This is a genomic window from Roseibium sp., from assembly GCF_965232425.1.
Lineage (GTDB): Bacteria > Pseudomonadota > Alphaproteobacteria > Rhizobiales > Stappiaceae > Roseibium.
The window spans coordinates 3,703,620-3,719,202 of the sequence record NZ_OZ246971.1 but is presented as its reverse complement, the minus strand read 5'-3'; the positions used below and the strand labels follow the sequence as shown (position 1 = coordinate 3,719,202).

The window sequence follows — 15,583 nt, the reverse complement described above, 5'->3', positions numbered from 1 at the left end:
TCAGGCCTCGAGTTTGTCTATCATCTGCTGCGTGATCAGGCAGACCCCGTTCTCCGTCCGGCGGAACCGCTTGGCGTCCATTTCCGGGTCTTCGCCGACCACGAGGTCCTGAGGGATCTGGACACCCCTGTCAATGACAACGTTTGTCAGCCGGGCATTCCGGCCGATATCGACATGCGGCATCGCGACGACACCTTCAAGGCGTGAATAGGAATTGCAGCGCACACCCGTGAACATCAGGCACCGCAACAGGCTGGAGCCGGAGATGATGCAGCCGCCGGACACCATGGAGGAAATGGCCTGCCCGCGCCGGCCTTCCTCGTTGTGAATGAATTTCGCAGGCGGATTGAGTTCCTGGTAGGTCCAGATCGGCCACTCGGTATCGTAGATATCGAGGCTGGGCGTGAAATCGGTGAGGTCAAGATTGGCCTGCCAGAAGGCGTCGATTGTGCCCACATCGCGCCAGTACGGTTCTTTTTCGAGGCCGCTTTGCACGCAGGAACGGCTGAAGGGATGCGCAAAGGCTTTGCCGTTCTTGACCAGTTTCGGAATGATGTCCTTGCCGAAATCGTGGCTCGAACTGGGATCGGCAGCATCTTCGCGCAGGACATCGAACAGGAACTTTGTCTCGAAAACGTAGATGCCCATGCTGCAGAGCGCCTGGTCCGGATTGCCCGGCATTGACGGCGGATCGGCGGGTTTTTCGACAAAGTCGGTGATCAGGTCGTTTTCGTCGACGGCCATGACGCCGAAGCCCTTGGCCTCCTCCAGCGTTGCCTCGATGCAGCCGACTGTCACCTCCGCACCGGAATTCACATGCTGCTCCAGCATTTTGGAGTAGTCCTGCTTGTAGATGTGATCCCCGGCAAGCACGATCATGTATTTGGGGGCGTAGCTTTCGATGATGTCGATGTTCTGATAGACGGCGTCCGCGGTGCCCAGATACCAGCTCTCCTCGTTGACCCTCTGGGACGCCGGCAGGATATCCATGGATTCGTTACGTTCCGGCCGGAAGAAACCCCAGCCGCGATGCAGATGGCGAATGAGGCTGTGCGCCTTGTATTGCGTCGCGACACTGATGCGCCGGATCCCGGAATTGATGGAATTGGAGAGAGCGAAATCGATGATCCGCGTCTTGCCGCCGAAAAAGACGGCCGGTTTCGCGCGCCGGTCGGTCAGTTCCTTCAGCCGGCTGCCCCGTCCGCCCGCAAGGACAAATGCCATCGCCTGCCGCGCGAGACTGCGTTGATCCTGCATCGACATCCCAGTTCCTCCCCTGTTGCCAGCCCGGTCAGCTTGCCGGAGCTTCACATTCGAGGAACAGAGTACATAAAGGCGGAAGCGTAAGGCAAAGCGAAAATGGTTGTCCGGACCAGGCAACTTCATCCGCTGCCACGCCCCCCAGATTGCCGGCCCCGCTTCCGCTATAGGCCTCGGCATCCGTGTTGACCCGTTCCACCCACCTTCCGCGCTGCGGAACGCCGATCCGGCGGCCGGTGCGCATGACCGGCGTGAAATTGCTGACCACCAGCACCGGAGGTGTGCCGGGCTTGCCGCGCCGTATCCAGGCGAAGACGGAATCATCGGCATTCGATTCCATCCACTGAAACCCTTCGGCCTTGCAGTCGAGTTCATGAAGCGCGGGTGTTTGCGCATAGAGACGGTTGAGATCGCGCACCAGGTTCTGGACCCCCTTGTGCAGATCATTTTCCAGAAGGTGCCAGCCGAGACTTTCGTTGTGGTTCCATTCCCAGCCCTGTCCGAATTCCGATCCCATGAAGAGCAGTTTCTTGCCCGGGTGCCCCCACATGAAACCGTAATAGGCCCTCAGATTTGCGAATTTGTCCGGCCCTTCGCCCGGCATCCGGTCGAGGATCGATCCCTTGCCGTGCACCACTTCGTCGTGGCTCAGGGGCAGAACGAAGTTCTCCGAAAACGCGTAGTGCAGCCCGAACTCGATCTTGTTGTGGTGGTATTTGCGATGGATCGGATCCTCCTTGATGTAGGAGAGCGTGTCGTTCATCCATCCCATGTTCCACTTGTAGCCGAACCCCAGACCGCCCGCATCCGCGGGCGCGCTGACACCGGGAAAGGCCGTGCTTTCCTCGGCAACCGTCATCACGCCGTCCATGTCGGCATAGACAAGCGTGTTGGCACGTTTCAGAAAGTCGATCGCCTCCAGGTTCTCGCGTCCGCCGTATTCGTTCGGAACCCATTCCCCGTCTTCCCGCGAATAATCCCGGTAGAGCATCGAGGCGACCGCATCGACCCTGAGGCCGTCGACATGGTGTTCGCGCATCCAGTAGAGCGCATTGGCGATCAGAAAATTCTGAACTTCCGTGCGGCCGTAATTGTAGATGTAGGTCCGCCAGTCGGGGTGCCAGCCTTCCTTGGGATCGGCGTGCTCGTAGAGCGGCGTACCGTCAAAACGGCCAAGACCGTGTTCGTCCTCGGGGAAATGCCCTGGAACCCAGTCGATGAGCAGACCCAGACCGGCTTCGTGGCACGCATCGACAAAGGCGCGGAACTCGTCGAGCGTACCGTAGCGGATCGTCGGGGCGAAAAGACCGATGGGCTGATAGCCCCATGACCCGTCGAAGGGATGCTCCGAAACAGGCAACAGTTCGATATGCGTGAAGCCCATGTTCTTCGCGTAGGCGACAAGCTCCCGGGCATGCTCCAGATAGGAGAGAGACCGGTTGCCGTCTTCCGGAATGCGCCGCCAGGAGCCGAGATGCACTTCATAGATCGAGATTGGCTGATCGATGCGCTGCTTTTCGCCGCGTGCCGACATCCAGCGGTCGTCGCGCCATGTGTAGCGGTTGAGGTCCCGCACCACCGACGCCGTCTTCGGCGGATGTTCTGCGCCAAACCCGAACGGGTCGGCTTTTTCGGGTAGAAGCGTGCCGCCGCCATCGGTCAGTTCGAACTTGTAGACGTCCCCTTCACCAAGATCCGGCATGAAGATTTCCCACACACCCGTTCCGCCGCATCTGCGCATGACGTTTCGGCGCCCGTCCCAGGAATTGAAGTTTCCGACAAGCGAAACCCGCCGGGCATTGGGTGCCCAGACGGCGAAATGCGTGCCCCGCGTGCCCTCGTGCTCCATCACGTGCGCACCCAGTTTTTCCCAAAGACGCAGATGCGAGCCTTCGCCGATCAGGTATTCATCGAGTTCCCCTAGAACCGGGCCGAACCGGTAGGCATCGTCGGCCTCCCATGTCTCGCCGCCGCGTTTGAAGCGCAGCCGGTAGGCGAAGCGATCCGACCGTCCGGTGACCGCATGAAAGATCCCGGGCGCTTCATGTGAGGAAAGAACGGCAACGCGTGCACCGGTCGCCGCGTCGATCGCCTCGACTTCATCCGCATCGGGGTGAAAGACGGTCAGGCTCTGATTGCCGCCGGTCTCATGCAACCCCAGCACGGAGAAGGGATCGTCAAAGCTGCCTTCGCTGATCTGCTGAAAGGGGCGACGACCGGCCGCATTCATGTCCTACCTCACGATCTGTCCAGAAGGGACGATGTATTCCAGATATCCGCAGCATAACCCCGGATGGTCCGGTCAGACGAGAACCATCCCGAGCGGGACGTGTTCAGGGCCGCCATCCGTGCCCAGCGCGCATGATCGACAAAAGCGGTATCGACTTGCCGCTGGGTGTCGAAATAGCCGTCGAAGTCACAGGTCACGAGAAAATAGTCGTGCTCGTGCAACAGGCGAACCAGGCCATGATAGCGCCCGGGATCGCCCGGTGAAAACAATCCGTCGGCGATCTGGTTGAGCACCCGCGTCAGGCGCGGGCTCGCGGCGATCGCCGCACGTGAATAGTCGTGCTGGTTCCGGCGCTCGACCACCTCCTCGGCCGTCAGGCCGAACAGGAAGAAATTCTCCGCACCGACCCGCTCGCGGATTTCCACATTCGCGCCATCGAGCGTTCCGATTGTCAGTGCGCCATTGAGCGCGAACTTCATGTTGCCCGTGCCTGACGCTTCCTTTCCGGCCGTGGAGATCTGTTCCGAAAGGTCGGCAGCCGGGATCAGGATCTCCGCCATGGAGACATTGTAGTTCGGCGGGTAGACGACCTTGAGCCTGTCCCGGGTGACGGGATCGGCATTGATCACCCTGGCGACATCGTTTATCAGGTGAATGATCTCCTTGGCCACCACGTAGCCCGGCGCCGCCTTGCCGCCGAAAATCTTCAGCCTCGGCGTCCAGTCACCATTGGGGTTGTCCCTGATTTCATTCCAGTGCGCGATGGTCTCCAGAATGTTCATGAACTGGCGTTTGTATTCATGGATCCGCTTGATCTGCACGTCGAACATGGCGGACGGGTCGATCTGAAGATCATTCTGCTCCGCAAACCAGCTGGCAAGCCGCTCCTTGTTCGCCCGTTTCGCGGCCATGAACGCATCCAGAAAGCCCGTATCTGCAATGTGCGGCTCGAGGCGGCTGAGCTGTTCCAGGTCATCGACCCACCCGTCCCCGATCGTCTTGGTGATCAGCGTCCGGAGCGGCGGGTTGCAGCTGTAGAGCCAGCGGCGCGGCGTGACGCCGTTTGTCTGGTTGATGATACGGTCCGGATAGGTCTGGTTGAGATCGTGAAATACGGTTTTCTTGACCAGTTCGGAGTGCAGCGCAGATACGCCGTTGACCCGGTGTGCCATGACGAAGGCAAGCTCACCCATCTTGACCGCATGGTCCTCGATGATCCGGACATGGCTTCCGGTCGCGGCAAGATGTTCTTCCTCGATGACCTCGATGATCTGGAGATGACGCGGCAGCGTGCGCGCAAACAGGCCGAGATCCCACCGTTCGAGCGCTTCCGGCAACAGCGTGTGGTTGGTGTAGGCGAGGCAGGCCTTGGCGATGTCGATGGCCTTCTTCATCTCCACGCCGTTCTCGTCCACGAGCAGCCGCACCAGTTCGGGTCCGGCAATCGCCGGATGGGTATCGTTGAGCTGGATGGCGACGTGATCGGACAGGGTCTCGATATCGAACCCTTCCGACTTGAAGCGGCGGACAATGTCCTGCAGCGAGGCGGAGGTGAAAAAATACTCCTGCTTCAGGCGGAGTTCCTTGCCCGCTTCAGTCGTGTCGTCGGGATAAAGAACCCTTGAAATCGCGCGGGCAAGGGCTTCGGGAACCACGGCACCCACGAGGTCGCCGCGGTTGAAACTGCCCAGGTCGAACAGAACCGTCGGCTTCGCCGACCAGAGCCGCAGCGTGTTCGCCCAGCGTGCCTTCCAGCCGAGGATGGGCGTGTCATATGCGTTGGCGATGACCGTTTCGGCGGGGTCCCAGGTTCCGTTGGCGTGCCCGCCGAAGCCGACCGGATAGTTGACTTCCGGCCGCTCGAATTCCCACGTGTGGCGTTGCGACAACCAGCCCTCGGCCACCTCGATCTGACGGCCGTTCTCGAAATGCTGCTCGAACAGGCCGTGTTCGTAGCGGATACCGTAGCCGTAGGCCGGAATTCCGAGCGTTGACAGACTGTCGAGGAAACAGGCGGCCAGCCGGCCCAGACCGCCATTGCCGAGCGCGGCATCCGGTTCGTCATGGACGACCTCGTCATAATCGAGACCGAGGCTCTCCAACGCCGCGCGCGAGGCGCTTTCCGCCCCGAGATTGACGGCCACATCTTCAAGAAGGCGGCCGATCAGGAACTCCATCGACAGGTAGTAAACCCGCTTGCCGGCAGCTTCATAGGTTTTGCGGGTGGACTGAAACCACGGATCGACGACAAGGTCACGCAAGGCCAGCGACAGGGACGTGCGCCAGTCGTAGAGGGTCGCATTCGCCGTATCCTTGCCGAGCGACTTCTTCAGATGGCGCAAAATGTTGAATTGCAGATCTTCAGAGGCAATCGTCTTCGTCAACTTTGTCTCGCTTTCCTTACCGGTGTCTGGAAGGGCGTTCGATCCTGAACGGCTTCCGGTTCCCCGACGTCTATTTCATCTCAAGAGCCCATCGGTGTTGCCGGCGGACCTCGATATCACAACTGGGTGCCGATTACCGCCCTTTCCCGCTGGCGCAGAGCTTGCGGGCAATCGGCCATGAGTCATGGCTCAAGCACTTTTTCCGGTCCTGTGCAACAGCACGTGCGGTTTGTCCGGGTTTATCCCTTTCAAAAAAGTGATGTTCCCTGGAATTTTTCCGATGCGGGCCCGTTTCTCACATGACCGCAGCGTTGCGGTTGTAGCAAACGTTGAGAGAGACAGACATGGAACCGATTGCCCCCACCAGGCTGACAGCCGCCAAGAAATCCTATGCCGTGCGCCGCGTGAATTTTTCTGATTGCAGCCACCTTGCAACGAACGCCTGCACGCCCAAGCCGGGCGACATCGTCCTGGCGCGGGTTCAGGCGCTCGGCTCGCACAAGCGGATCGAACTCCCGAACGGACGCAAGGCATCGTTGCGCGTAGGTGATGAAATAGTGCTTGCCTTCGGCAACAGATACGCACCCGACCAGTACGAAGCCTACGTTCCCGAAAAGCTGGAAACCTGCCACATGGTGGCCGCGGGCGGCATTGCCGCCAAGGCAGCCTCCTGGCATGACAGACTGTCCGGTCCGACCGTCGTGGAACCGGTCGGCGTTTTGTGCGCGGCCGATGGCCAGGCCCTTAACCTCACCGACTACGCCCTGCCGACGATCGCATGTTCCATGCCCTCCTGTGTGTTCGGTGTCTTCGGCACATCCATGAATGCAGGCAAGACGGCCACGGCCGCCGCGCTCGTGCACGGCTTCGCAAAGAGCGGGTACAGGGTCGGAGCACTGAAAGTCACCGGCACCGCCGCCGGCGGTGATCCCTGGCTGATGCACGACTCCGGCGCTGCAAAGGTCCTCGATTTCACGGACGGTGGCCTTGCAACGACCTTCGGGACCCCGCTCGACAAGATCGTCGGCACGACACGAAACCTGTTGCGGACCCTCTACAGATCGCAATGCGATGTCGCCGTCGTCGAGATCGCCGATGGATTGTTTCAGGAAGAGACCCGCCAGATCGCGGCAAGCCCCCTGATGCATTCGCTCTTTGACGGTGTCGTTTTCGCGGCAGGAGATGCCCTTGGCGCCGTCGCCGGTACCAGAAGCCTGCAGGAACTGGATTACCGGGTTCTCGGTGTGTCGGGAGCGGTCATGCAGTCACCGCTTGCGGTGCGCGAAATCATCATGAACGTGGACATTCCCGCCTTTTCCCTGCCCGATCTGCACTCACCGGGCACGATATCCGACATCATGGAGCAGACGCTCTGCGGGCAACTCGCGGTGGCGCAGTGACATGAGCCACCGGCCCACAAAGCCGGGCCTTCCACCGGTATGGAATGCCCGGCGCGGCCTGGTCTGCGCCTGGCTGGTCCTGACCGGCTTCGCGCAGACACTGGGCGCAATCGCGCTGTCGACCGGTTCGGCCGCCTTGCTGACCGGCAAACCCGACGTTCACGGCGCCCCGGTCCTGATGGTGCTCTGCATATCCACGCTTGTCACACTCGGCGCCTTCATTCTTCAAAACCGGGGCGCCGAACGGTTTGCACTTTCCTATGTTCACGACGTGAGACTGGCCTATGCCCGCCATGTCCTCCTGCTGCCCTTCGACGGAAAATCACCCGCGACAGGCCTGTCCCTGACAAGGCTCGTCAATGACCTTGGAGCCGTGAAGCTGTGGCTCTCCAGGGGATTGATTGCGCTCGTGACGTTGGGAGCGACGCTGATGACGCTCGCAGGCTGGATCGTCGCGCTGCGCCCGTCCTACCTGGTCCCCCTGACCGTGGGACTCGCCGTCTGGGTACTCGGGACGGCACTGGCGATGCCCGGCCTGCGCAGGAGCATCAGGACATCGCGGCAAAGGCGCGGCAATATCGCGATCCTGCTGGGAAGAACGTTGCCAGAACGCCTTCCCCTCCTGCTGCACGGGAAGCTGACACCCATTCTCGACCGGCTGGCCGTCAAGAGCACAGACGTCTGCTCGCTGCTCGTTTCCCGCGCAACCTGGTCCGGAACGATGCGGGCGGCAAGCCGGGCAACGTTTCCTGTCGCGGTCATCTCCTACGCGCTGTCCGGTGGCATCGATACGGATGCGATTGCTCAGTTCCTGCTGATTTTCGCCTTTCTGGCAGCCCAGCTGGAAGCCGGCGCGGCGGGCCTGGAATACTTCGAGGCAAACAAGGTTGCGCGCGAAAAGCTCGCCCGCGTTTTCGGCATCCCGCCGCTGGCACCCCTGGAAACCGGCCGGCGCCTGGAACCCGATTGGTCTCACCCCATTGAAATCTCCGCTCTGGAGCTCCCGTCCGGCGACCGGTTCTCAGGTCTGATCAAGCCGGCAGGCTGCACCTGGCTGGAACTGGACGATCCGCAGGACCGGCGGCACGTTGCCCTGTGTTTGTGCGGCCTGACGCAGGCAGGGGCACAGGCGGCCATCCGGCTTGCCGATCATTCGTTCGCCGATATTGGCCGGAAAGCGCTCTGGCGCAGCGTGACGCTCATTTCCCCCATCAACGGGATCCCGGTCTATCAGAAGAACCAGCCGGCTGTTGTGCTCGGGTCCCGGGTAAAGGGCAAGGCCGGGGAGACGGACATTCTCGGCAGGTTTCCCGGTCTTGTTCCGGCAACAACGGCCGCGGCCTCCCGTGCCCGGTCCGACAGGGACCAGATCCGCATTCGCATCGCGCGCGCCCTGCTCCGGCAACCGCGCCTGCTCGTGGTTCACGACGACCGTCTCCTCGGTGAAAGCGACCTGCTCGAAGACCTGCGGGAACAGGCGAGTTCGCTTGGCACGACGCTGGTCCTGATTGCAGAGAAGCAACGGATCGGGACATCCTGAGAGCAGCCGTAAGCAAATCGTCCGACGCCGGTCAACCCCGGCCGGCGCGCCCCGCTGATGGAAATCTCAGCACAAACCATCCGCCTGCAGCAAACCATGACCGTAGACCGGGTCGTGGCCCGGATCTCCCAGGTCAAACGCGGCGTTCCGCAACAGGTCATAGATCTCTGCCGGCGTTTTGCCGGGGTGTTTCGCCCGTACGATCGCGGCAGCTGCCGACACGAAAGGAACGGCAAAGGAGGTCCCAGTCCGCCACTTTGCGCCCTTTATCGAAGCTGCGGTCCAGATGTTGACGCCCGGTGCGGCCAGGTCAATGTAGTCGCCGCGATTGGCCCGCCTGTAGACCCGTTTGTTTCGGTCCACGGCCGTTACCGCCAGGACCTCGTCATACGCGGCCGGATAAACCGGATCCGCGGCAGGACCGCCATTGCCGGCGGCTGCGGCAAATGCAATTCGCTTGTTTTCGGAAAGATCTTGGATCGCTGCCCTGACCACGCTGTTTGGCGGCCCTGCAAGACTGAGATTGATCACCGTCACGCCCTCGTCGGCGAGCGCATAAAGCGCTTCGACGAGCGTGAACGCATCGGCACGCTCATCGCGGCCGGCCCGGTGGAAGGCATCGACCGCAACCAGACGGGCTTGTGGCAGAAGCCCGCGCACACGCGTCTCGGGCTGGCCGACAAGCAATGCCGCAACCGCAGTACCGTGGCTCGCCTTCGAGGCCGGAAGCGCTTCGTCCGCCAGGCGCAGGACGATCACGTCCGATCCGCTGAAAACCGGATGCTTGTCGTTGATGCCGGTATCGATGATGCCGATGCTGCCGACATCCGGGCAGGCGGGACCGGTTTGCGAGGAAATGCCGGGCCAGCCTACAAGCTCGTAGGCAGGGCAGGTTTCCCCCTTACAGTCGGTTTCGCCACGTTCGGGACGGTAGTAGTGATTGAAGTCGGTGTTCCCGCCCGACGGCAGCGCCCGCACGGCATCGCGCGCGTCCGGAAGCGCAAGACCGTCCGGCACAGCCAGGCGGTAGTAGGTCTGCCCGCCGGCAGCCGAACGCTGTTCCAGCACCGTATAACCGGCGTCAAGGAGGCTTTGAAGATCCGTTGCGTTGAGATTGAGCACGATGATTTCGCCGGCGACGAAAAGGACAGGTGGCGCGGCCGCGCTTCGCGGCGCACGCGGCTGCCGCTCCCTTTCGCCGAACAATCGCCTGAGCGGCGCAAAGAGACGCCCTGCACCGGCCCCCGTCGAACCGGCACCCGTCGACCCGGACCGGCCTTGCGTGCCCTGGCCGCCACCTTGTCCGCCTCCCGGATCGCTGTCATTGTCGTCATCATCGCTGTCGTCGTCGCTGTCGTTGTCGCTATCCTCGTCGTCGGCATAGGCGGCCATGGGGTGCGAGCCGTCCGGCGACCAATGAACGGTCGAAGGCAGAACAAGAAACAGGGCGAAACCAAGGGCGATCAGGCGGATCATGTCGGGTCCTTTCAGGTACGCACTTTTTTCGGGAATAATCCGGTGCGTCAATCGTATTCGTTTCAATTACGTTTCAGCCGTCTGAAAATTCCATCGGGCGCCTGATTTCCGAAAAGGTTGTCGAATGCCGGATTGTTTTCATACTGCCCTGACCGAGAAATTGCCCAACTTGAGACGATTTGCGCTTTCGCTCTGCCGCTCCGCACATATTGCCGACGACCTTGTTCAGATCACGGTCGAGCGGGCGCTTGTGGCAAGGAAAAGCTTCGACCCGTCATCGCGTATCGAATCCTGGCTGTTTCGCATCCTCAAGAACGCCTGGATCGACATGACCCGGAAACAGAAGGTGCGCGGACAGGAACTGGATATTCACGACGCGCCCGACCTCGGCGGCAAAGACAGTCATCCGGGTGACACGAGGCTGATGGTCGCAAATGTGCTCAAGGCGGTCGACCAACTGCCGCTCGAACAGCGGGAAGTGGTCGTGCTTGTCTGCTTCGAGGAGCTGAGTTACGCCGAGGCGGCTGACATATTGGGCATTCCGAAGGGCACCATCATGAGCCGGCTGTCACGCGCACGCGCGGCGATTGCGGCAATGACCGGAATAAATTGAGCCTCAGAACGTTTTCCGCACAGGACGAGATAAATGATGGATGAAATGAAGATGACCGATGAAATCATCATGGCCTACGCGGACGGCCAGTTGCCGGAAGCAGAGGCGCGCAAAGTCGAACTGGCAGCCCAGGCGGACCCGGCCATACGGGAGAAAATCCGGCTGTTTACGGAAACCGCGCGCCAGCTCAAGACTGCGGCTGCGGACCTGCCACCGGTACCCGATGCCCTCGCGCAAAAAGTTTCCGAAATCCTGGAAAAGGACATCGGACGACAGGCCGCTCCGCGCGACGACAATGTGGTCCCTCTCACACGCAGGAATTGGGTGAGCCATTGGCCAACCGCGCTTGCGGCGTCCATCACGCTTGCAATCGGCGTTGCCGCCGGAGTGGGTCTCGGACCGTTCGGCATGCAGGAAACCAAACCGCCGTTCGGCATGGCGGCCCTGGCCGACCCGGAAATCGCCGTTACCCTCTCCGCCGCGGCATCCGGCAGCAGTGCGGTGCTCGCCTCCGGCGCGACGCTGAACGTCATCGCTTCGTTCATCGACGCCGACAAGACGCTTTGCCGGGAGTTCGACTACGAGGCGGTCAACGGTCCGTCGATCGTTTCGGTCGCCTGCCGGGTGAACGGCACCTGGAGCCCAAAGATCGCGATCGCGGCCAGTCACGATCAATCCGGCACCTTTGCCCCGGCCTCGTCGCTGGATGCACTTGAAACCTGGCTCGGCACATCCGGCTTCGGCGATCCGCTCGAACTGCAGGAAGAAACACGCTGGCTCGCGGATCTGGACTGATCACATGCTGGCGCGTTTGAACTGTGCAGGCGTTGTTCCGGTCCAGCGTTTGAACGCCACCGAGAACGCCGCCTGGTCTGAGAAATCGAGCAGGAAAGCCACCTGCGCGATGTTGCTCTGACCCTTCAGGAGGCTCTTGGCAAGCTCGCATCTTGCGGCTTCGGCCAGCGCCTTGTAGCTGGTTCCCTCCGCGCCGAGGCGGCGTGTGAGCGTCCGCCGCGTCATGAACAGTTGCTCGGCAACCTCGTCTCCGCTCGGCAGGTGTCCGGGCAGCTGCTGGCGCACAAGCGCGACGACCTTTTCCGAAAGGCTGGCATTTTCCTTCGGCATCTGTTCCAGCCGCGCATCCCCGTGGGCGCGCAGGTGATCGAGCAGGGCGGAATCGAAGGTCGGAATGGGATATTGCAGACCGCCTTCGGGCAGCTGCACACCGCTGAAGGACTGGCCGTGAATGACCGCGCAGTCGACATGATCCGCAAGCTTGCCGCAATGGGCCGCGTCATTGCTGTCCAGATAGATCGTCAAGGGCCCGAACTCCGGACCGGCGATTTGCGTGATCCTCTTGTACATGCCGAAGACCAGAAGCTCGCGGTGACGCGGCGCCTGATGCCCGGAAAGCACTGCCGTTTCGAGCGCGACGATCGGCCCCGCGTTCGCGTTGACCAGCTTGAAGGTCAGATGCGGGTCTTCCAGCGCATAGTATTTTTGAGCGAATTCGAGCACCTGTCCGACCGTCGCGCTCGCATTCGCCAGATAGGCAAGCAGCGTTTTGGCTCCCGGTGTTGCAAGGCCGGCCCGTGCGGCAAAGGTCTGATCGCCCAGGGCATCGCATGCCAGGGTCACGACCGCCGCCTCCGCTGAAAGTTCCACGCGAGCGTCCGGGTCGGTCAGAATCGCGGGATCGACACCGAGATCGGTCAGCAGATCCTCGAATGGCCTCGGCTCTCCTGGCTCTTGCGAATAGACCCGGGCCACATGCTTGAGCCGGTATGCGCTTAGTTTCGGCATGTTACCGGAACACCCTTCTCTCTTGTCCTTGCGGCCTCGCCAGCCAATCGATGCTGCCCGATTGTCCAGAAAAAGGAAACACGTGGCCAGAGCTCAAAAGATCGGCCCACGACTTTTCACCATCTGAACCTCGTGAACGGAACATGCTGCCCTTGGGGGGGTGGCTTTTTACCGAAAAAGCAAAGGACACATATCGTGAAAAAGCTCGCATTGCCGGCGCTTCTTGCTCTCGGCGCAATGACAACATCGGCCGCTGCCGCCGGTGGTGAACCCAGATGGTGGGTGCCGCCGGGAGAAACCGACACCTACACCTGGGTGGGACTTGTGGTCTTCCTGCTCGCAATCTTTCTGCTGATACACCTTTATTCGCAGTTCGATCACTACGCGGAGCATCGCGCCAAGGGCACACCGCTGCGCACGACCATCCCGACGATGCTGACGGTCGCCCTCGCCTACGAAATCATGCCGGCGCTCAGCCATTTCAGCATCCTGCTTCCCGCAGCCCTCATCATGACTGCGATCGCCCGGGACTTCATGCTGTGGTGGCGTCCCGAAGAGTTGCAAGCGGTGGAACAGGAGACCGCGAAATGATCGAGATCCTTGTCACCTCATTCCCGTTCGTTTTGCGGGTCATGTATCTTCGCTGGCGCGGCATGCCCGTCACGCTCTACAACGTCCACCGGGCCCTGTTCCTGTGGTTCGTCCTGGCCCTGATCGTCTTCTTTGCGGTCTTCTACTACTACCCCAAATCCTATACCGGCCTGGTTCCCTACCGCATGGTTCCGGTGGTCGCCGAGGCAGGCGGCACGGTTACCGAGGTCTTCGTGAAAGGTGGTGATCACGTAAAGGTCGGAGACGCGCTCTTTTCAATCGAAAACAGCTCGGAACGCGCAAAAGTGGAAGTCGGCCGCCGACAGGTCGAGGAAGTGGAAGCTGCAATCGTGGCAGCGCACATGGACGTTGAGACCGCAGAAGCCTCGCTTGCCGCGGCACAATCCGCGCTCAAGCAGGCCGAATTGACCCTCGCAGATCACCTCGAACTCAAGGCACGGGGATCCGCAGCTTATCAGCACAGCCAGATGGAGCGGGCGACATCGCAACGCGACACCCGCAGGGCTGAAGTCGATGCAGCCGAAAGCAAACTGGCCACGGCGAAAATCCAGGCCAACAACATCCTGCCGGCACAGCTGGAAAGCGCAAGGGCGTCCCTGAAGCAGGCCGAAGTGGAACTGGCAAAGACCCGCGTGCACAGCTTTGTCGACGGAACCGTCGAACAGCTGACCCTGAGCGTCGGGGCCCGGGCGGCGCAGGCTGCCATCAGCCCGGCGATGATGATCGTCCCGGACCGCACACCGAAGGAAAAAGGACGGATCGTTGCCGGTTTCTCGCAGGTGTCCCGCACCGAACTCTACGAAGGCATGGCCGCGGAAATCGCCTGCGAAAGCAACTTCAATATCGCCATGACCAACACGGTTCTGCCCGCCCGCATCACTCGGATCCAGGAACCGATCGCGTCCGGCCAGATGGCGCCGACCAACCGACTGATGGAACCGGCCGAACGCGTCAAGCGCGGACAGATCGTGGCGCATCTCGATCTCGTCCACCCGGAACACCAGGACCTTCTTGTCCCGGGCAGCGGCTGTCTCGTCCAGACCTACACCACGCACCTGGAGGGCCCGCTCGAAGGCACCGTGACGGCGCACGTGATCGAGGCCCTTGGCATTATCAAGGCAGTCGGTTTGCGCATCAGGGCCTGGCTCGGCCTGGCATCCGGTATCGGTCTCGCCGGCTCCGGTCACTGATCCCCGCCAACCGCCTCACAAACGAACAAAGGCTCCCGGTGTCTGCCGGGAGCCTTTGTTCGTTTGCACTGCCGGCATCACGTCTTCAGGCAAACCGCGCGTCATGGGTACACGTCAAACATCTGAAAAAATTAACTTTTTCGTCTCACTTACATTCTGCACCCGCGCGAGGTGCCGGCATTTTTTTGCGACGGAATGCACTTTGGCCAGAACGAATAAACACGTGGCCAGACGCCTAAAGAAGCGCCCTGTTCCTTCAACCATATTCGGCTTGTCAACAAACGAACTGCCCTTTTGGGGGGCGGTTGAACAGCCAAGGAGCAGGAATATGAAACTGAAAGCACTCACCCTCGCAGCGATCGCCTTCTCGATCGGTTACGTCAGCGAAGTCAACGTGAACTCTTTCGCCACGGGCGGACCGCTCACGCTTCAGATGAGCGAAGCCAACGCACAGACCGCGTCGCAGAACGCTGCCCGCAGGACTTCGCGCCGCACGTCCAGACGCGTGAACCGCCGTCATGAGGCAGCGGAAAACGCCTACGAAAACAACTGAGCCCGAACCTCACCAAAGCAACACGAAACCAGACATAAATCCGCCGCTGCCCGAAAAGAGACGAAGGCGCGGCACCACGATCAAAGGAAAATCGAAATGAATGCCAAGGCACTCACACTCGCCGCTGCAGCCTTCTCCATCGGCTATGTCGGAAATGTGGATCTTCCCACCCCGCAATCCACCGGTTCCCTCTCGTTCAAGGTTGGGGAAGCAAGCGCACAGACCGCGTCCCAGAACGCTGCACGCCGGACGGCCCGCAGAACATCCCGTAGGGTGAACCGTCGCCACAACATCTCCGGCTGCACACCCTACAACGCTTACTACAATTGCGGCGGTGTCTACTACCAGGCTGTCACCCAGGACGGAACGACAGTCTATGTCGTCGTCAACCCGTAGCGCCTAGCGAAACAATCGCTCGACTGATCTGCCGGAACCGGGAAACCGTTTCCGGCAGCAGTCGTTTTAAGGCGCTAAATCCCCTCACTCGGCGCCGTTGTGGGCACGGGCGAAACGGGCACCGGC

The 15,583-nt window shown here is 61.2% G+C and carries 13 protein-coding genes; 8 read left to right on the top strand and 5 right to left on the bottom strand.

The features are described 5' to 3' along the window. The 3 genes from glgC to ACO08A_RS16990 are packed head-to-tail and all read right to left on the bottom strand — an operon-like array spanning nt 1 to nt 5,874. Entirely contained in the window at nt 1-1,263 is a 1,263-nt protein-coding gene (gene glgC, locus ACO08A_RS17000) for a glucose-1-phosphate adenylyltransferase (protein ID WP_422037167.1), read from the bottom strand. A gap of 28 nt (nt 1,264-1,291) precedes the next feature. Then, entirely contained in the window at nt 1,292-3,490 is a 2,199-nt protein-coding gene (gene glgB / locus ACO08A_RS16995) for a 1,4-alpha-glucan branching protein GlgB (RefSeq protein WP_422037166.1), read from the bottom strand. Between the two features lie 8 nt (nt 3,491-3,498). Then, the gene (locus ACO08A_RS16990; RefSeq protein ID WP_422037165.1) at nt 3,499-5,874 is read right to left on the bottom strand and encodes a glycogen/starch/alpha-glucan phosphorylase; all 2,376 of its coding nucleotides are present in this window, start codon (nt 5,872-5,874) and stop codon (nt 3,499-3,501) included. A gap of 344 nt (nt 5,875-6,218) precedes the next feature. Here ACO08A_RS16990 and ACO08A_RS16985 point away from each other — a divergent pair, with 344 nt between their 5' ends. Together ACO08A_RS16985 and ACO08A_RS16980 are read left to right on the top strand one after the other, a co-directional pair. Then, nucleotides 6,219-7,274, top strand: coding sequence for a hypothetical protein (locus ACO08A_RS16985; protein ID WP_422037164.1), 1,056 nt, complete (start codon nt 6,219-6,221; stop codon nt 7,272-7,274). A 1-nt stretch (nt 7,275) separates the two neighbouring features. Next, nucleotides 7,276-8,814, top strand: a complete 1,539-nt coding sequence (locus tag ACO08A_RS16980) for a hypothetical protein (RefSeq protein WP_422037163.1) — start codon at nt 7,276-7,278, stop codon at nt 8,812-8,814. Between the two features lie 66 nt (nt 8,815-8,880). Here ACO08A_RS16980 and ACO08A_RS16975 read toward each other — a convergent pair whose 3' ends face one another. After that, nucleotides 8,881-10,290, bottom strand: coding sequence for a S8 family serine peptidase (locus ACO08A_RS16975; protein ID WP_422037162.1), 1,410 nt, complete (start codon nt 10,288-10,290; stop codon nt 8,881-8,883). Nucleotides 10,291-10,414: 124 nt separating this feature from the next. Here ACO08A_RS16975 and ACO08A_RS16970 point away from each other — a divergent pair, with 124 nt between their 5' ends. Next, entirely contained in the window at nt 10,415-10,903 is a 489-nt protein-coding gene (locus ACO08A_RS16970) for an RNA polymerase sigma factor (protein ID WP_422037161.1), read from the top strand. 33 nt (nt 10,904-10,936) lie between these two features. After that, complete coding sequence (locus tag ACO08A_RS16965) at nt 10,937-11,698, top strand: anti-sigma factor family protein (RefSeq protein ID WP_422037160.1); 762 nt, start codon at nt 10,937-10,939, stop codon at nt 11,696-11,698. Here the strand turns inward: ACO08A_RS16965 and ACO08A_RS16960 are convergent, their stop codons facing one another. Beyond that, nucleotides 11,699-12,706: a helix-turn-helix domain-containing protein gene (locus tag ACO08A_RS16960; protein ID WP_422037159.1), complete on the bottom strand. Its 1,008-nt coding sequence runs from the start codon at nt 12,704-12,706 to the stop codon at nt 11,699-11,701. Nucleotides 12,707-12,901: 195 nt separating this feature from the next. Between ACO08A_RS16960 and ACO08A_RS16955 the strand changes: the two genes are divergently transcribed. The 4 genes from ACO08A_RS16955 to ACO08A_RS16940 all read left to right on the top strand — a co-directional run bounded on the left by ACO08A_RS16955 (nt 12,902) and on the right by ACO08A_RS16940 (nt 15,457). Then, nucleotides 12,902-13,297: a hypothetical protein gene (locus ACO08A_RS16955; RefSeq protein WP_422037158.1), complete on the top strand. Its 396-nt coding sequence runs from the start codon at nt 12,902-12,904 to the stop codon at nt 13,295-13,297. Next, on the top strand, nt 13,294-14,508 hold the full coding sequence (locus ACO08A_RS16950) for an HlyD family secretion protein (protein WP_422037157.1): 1,215 nt from the start codon (nt 13,294-13,296) through the stop codon (nt 14,506-14,508). Before ACO08A_RS16955 ends, ACO08A_RS16950 begins: the two co-directional genes overlap by 4 nt. A gap of 328 nt (nt 14,509-14,836) precedes the next feature. Continuing rightward, entirely contained in the window at nt 14,837-15,061 is a 225-nt protein-coding gene (locus ACO08A_RS16945; RefSeq protein WP_421979365.1) for a hypothetical protein, read from the top strand. Nucleotides 15,062-15,157: 96 nt separating this feature from the next. Next, the gene (locus tag ACO08A_RS16940) at nt 15,158-15,457 is read left to right on the top strand and encodes a hypothetical protein (RefSeq protein ID WP_319383701.1); all 300 of its coding nucleotides are present in this window, start codon (nt 15,158-15,160) and stop codon (nt 15,455-15,457) included. The last annotated feature ends 126 nt before the right edge of the window (nt 15,458-15,583 follow it).

Bases quoted from the DNA above. Each gene is read 5' to 3' on its own strand.
- ACO08A_RS16975 (WP_422037162.1), bottom strand. From the start codon at position 10,290: ATGATCCGCCTGATCGCCCTTGGTTTCGCCCTGTTTCTTGTTCTGCCT.
- ACO08A_RS16945 (WP_421979365.1), top strand. From the start codon at position 14,837: ATGAAACTGAAAGCACTCACCCTCGCAGCGATCGCCTTCTCGATCGGT.
- ACO08A_RS16965 (WP_422037160.1), top strand. From the start codon at position 10,937: ATGATGGATGAAATGAAGATGACCGATGAAATCATCATGGCCTACGCG.
- ACO08A_RS16940 (WP_319383701.1), top strand. From the start codon at position 15,158: ATGAATGCCAAGGCACTCACACTCGCCGCTGCAGCCTTCTCCATCGGC.
- ACO08A_RS16985 (WP_422037164.1), top strand. From the start codon at position 6,219: ATGGAACCGATTGCCCCCACCAGGCTGACAGCCGCCAAGAAATCCTAT.
- ACO08A_RS16970 (WP_422037161.1), top strand. From the start codon at position 10,415: ATGCCGGATTGTTTTCATACTGCCCTGACCGAGAAATTGCCCAACTTG.
- glgB (WP_422037166.1), bottom strand. From the start codon at position 3,490: ATGAATGCGGCCGGTCGTCGCCCCTTTCAGCAGATCAGCGAAGGCAGC.
- ACO08A_RS16960 (WP_422037159.1), bottom strand. From the start codon at position 12,706: ATGCCGAAACTAAGCGCATACCGGCTCAAGCATGTGGCCCGGGTCTAT.
- ACO08A_RS16980 (WP_422037163.1), top strand. From the start codon at position 7,276: ATGAGCCACCGGCCCACAAAGCCGGGCCTTCCACCGGTATGGAATGCC.
- ACO08A_RS16950 (WP_422037157.1), top strand. From the start codon at position 13,294: ATGATCGAGATCCTTGTCACCTCATTCCCGTTCGTTTTGCGGGTCATG.
- glgC (WP_422037167.1), bottom strand. From the start codon at position 1,263: ATGTCGATGCAGGATCAACGCAGTCTCGCGCGGCAGGCGATGGCATTT.